Source organism: Mycobacterium sp. (assembly GCF_032159775.1).
Classification (GTDB): domain Bacteria; phylum Actinomycetota; class Actinomycetes; order Mycobacteriales; family Mycobacteriaceae; genus Mycobacterium.
On the sequence record NZ_JAVHWK010000064.1, the window covers coordinates 1 to 3,001 of the forward strand.

Consider the following 3,001-nt stretch of genomic DNA (forward strand, 5'->3'; position numbering starts at 1 on the left):
TCGGTGACGACCTTCTTCAAGGGCGGCCGCGCCTGCTGCAGGAGGTCCGCGACAGACCCCGCGGCCGCATTGGCGTATGCCACACCGTTGGTGATGTCCTGCTTTCTTTCGGCCAGGCCGTGCACGAGCTGTGACAATGAGTCGACGGCCTTTCCGAACTGGTCTTTCTGGTCGCCAAGGGATCCCAACACGGTATTGAGGTTGACGATGACCTGCCCGATCAGCTGATCCCGGTCGGCCAGCGTGTTGGTCAGCGAGGCAGTCTGACTCAGAAACGAGCTGATCGTCGCGCCCTGGCCTTGAAACGCGTCGATGAGCTGGCCGGTCAGCGCATTGACCTGATCGGGGCTCAGGGCGTTGAAAAGCGGACGGAATCCTCCGATCAGGGCGTCGAGATCGAGCGCGGGTTCAGTGCGCTCCAGCGGTATGGTGCCGCCCGCGTTCAGCCTCCTGGTCCCGCCCGCGCCTTCTTCGAGCGCAACGAAGCGGTCCCCGGTCAAGTTCTCGTAGCGGATCGCCACCTTGCTGCCTTCGGTGAGCACCACCGTCTTGTCTGTGGAGAACTCCACATCCACGGTGCCGTCGTCTCGCACCTTGATGCCCTTGACCTTGCCGACCTCCACACCCGCGATACGCACGAAGTCGTCGGTCTCCAGTCCCGAGACGTTCTTGAAGATTGCGCTGTACTTGTTTTCTCCGTCGAATCGCAACTGTCCGAAGACGGCCACCGTCGCAAACCAGCCCAGCGTGCACACCACCAGGAAAATGGAGATGCGTACGAGGGTGCCACGCAAACTACCCATGATGGCGGTGGTCTCTCATCGTCTGCTTTCTCATGTGCTGGTCTGGTCAGGGCGCCGGTGTGACCGGACCTGGAGGGATGGGGGGCGGTGGATTCGGTTGAACCTGTGCGGGATACGGCACCACGAAGGGCTCTTCTCCCGCCCGGGGGCCCGGTTCCTTGGGTTGCCCCGGCGGTGGCGCGGGCGGCAGACCCGGGTAGAGCGGGGTTCCGTCCGGCGCATATTGCTGCGCGCCGTACGGCGGGGCGCCCGGGTACGGGATCGGTCCCGGTGCCGGCGGTCCGATGCGATTCATGGTGGGCGGTTGCGGCACCCCACGGGTGAACGGGAAGTAATTCCCGTAGCCGGGGAAGCCGATGCCGGGATTCGGCCGGATGTCCACGCCGGTGCCCCACCCGGTGTTGGTGATCAGTTGCCGTTGCGGCCAGTTCTTAGCGACATCGGGTAGCGAACCGCAGCCGGGCTTGCCGCCTGGGCCGCCCCGTGCGCCGTTGATCGGTAGGTTGTCCGGGTACTTGTACTGGTCGTCACCGAACAGCAACGCGACGTCGAGGATGACCGACTTACCGGTGCTGCCGCCCGCCACGTCCTCGAACCCGAAGTCGATGACGTTCTTGCCGCCGGTGAAAAGACAGGTCAGTTCCGGGTTGTATTTCATCAGCAGACTGGTCGTGGAATCGAGCACGTTGACCGCGTGGATCAGATTGTCCTTGCTGGGACCGAGGAGGTTGATGCCGCTTTTCGACAGGCCGATGGCATTGAGCAACAGCGAATCGAGTTGCTTCGCGTGGTTGGTGATCGTGGTACTGGTGGTGCTGGCCGCGTCGAGCACGGTGATGATGTTCTGCGCAGCAGCGCTGTAGGTGTCGCTGAACCCCTTGACCGCCTGCCAGTCCTGGCGAATCGTCTCGCTGCGGGGATTGAGCTGCAACAGCACCTCATTACCGGCGGTGATCGCTTCGCCGAGCCTTTCGCCTTGGCCGCTGACGCCCTCGGCCAGCGCAGACAGCACAGCATTCAGCTTGGCTGTGTCCACCTGCTGGAGCACTCCGACGAGATTCTCGAACACTGTGTTGACCTCGGTCGCGACATTGCGCGCTCTGAGCACCTCACCCGCCGAGAGCCGCTTGGGGCTCGCATCGCCAGGGACGATGAGGTCGACGAACTTGTTGCCGAACGCCGTCGTCGCCTTGATCTCCGCCTCGACGTTGGCCGGAATGTATTTCACCTGATCGGAATCGATCTGGAGTTTGAGGCCGACGGGCGGGTTCCCCTTCGAGATACCGTCCACACGGCCGACCACGACGCCCCGCAGCTTCACATCGTTGCCGGTTTCCATGATCAATCCGGAACGATCGGACAGCACTGTGACCGGGATGGATGACCGGTAGCTGCCGGTGAACAAGACGCCGTCGAGCACGACCAAGCCGACGACCACCAGTATCAGACCCAGGGTCCACCACCCGGGGTGAGTGCGTGACTCCCCCGCCCGCTTTTTTCGCGCTGCTGCTGCCGCCATCCCGCTACCCGGAAATATTCAGGCCGCCGCCTTGGCCGTAAATGCCCAGCGCGACGAACAGGAGGACGACGATGACGGCGACAAGGGATGCGCGAACCGCGCGACCGACGGCCTCGCCCACCCCCGCAGGCCCGCCCGATGCGGTGTAACCGTAGTAAGTGTGTATCAGCATCACGATGGTCGCCATTCCGATTGCCTGGGTGAAGGACAGCACTACGTCCGTAGGGTTCAAAAATGTGTCGAAGTAGTGGTCGTAAACGCCCGTCGACTGCCCGTAACCAAGAACTGTGCCGAAGCGGGTCGCGAGGTAGGCGGCCATCAGCCCGAGGCAGTACAGCGGGATCGCCAGCACGACTCCGGCCACGAGGCGCGTCGAGCAGAGATAGCTGACTGTGCGGACACTGATGACTTCGAGGGCGTCGATCTCCTCGTTGATCCGCATCGCCCCCAGCTGCGCCGTGCAGCCGGCACCGATCGTGGCGGCCATCGCGATCCCGACCACGGCGGGAGCGGCGAAGCGGGTGTTGATGTACGCAGATGCGAAGCCGCTCAGCGCCTCCACCCCGATGTTGGCCAGTGAACCGTAGAGCTGTACGGCGACCAGTGAGCCGACCTGCGAGGTCAGGAAGACGACGACCACAATGGTGCCGCCGATGAGAGCCATCGCTCCGACGCCCAG

3 protein-coding genes are annotated in these 3,001 nt (G+C 63.6%); all 3 read right to left on the reverse strand.

Annotated features, from left to right (window positions below; genetic code table 11):
* The coding region (locus tag QOJ24_RS06930) for an MCE family protein (protein WP_526260249.1) at positions 1–803 on the reverse strand (803 nt) is incomplete at its 3' end.
* A 46-nt stretch (positions 804–849) separates the two neighbouring features.
* Positions 850–2,322, reverse strand: a complete 1,473-nt coding sequence (locus QOJ24_RS06935; protein ID WP_526260250.1) for an MCE family protein — start codon at positions 2,320–2,322, stop codon at positions 850–852.
* A gap of 4 nt (positions 2,323–2,326) precedes the next feature.
* The coding region (locus tag QOJ24_RS06940; RefSeq protein ID WP_526260251.1) for an MlaE family ABC transporter permease at positions 2,327–3,001 on the reverse strand (675 nt) is incomplete at its 5' end.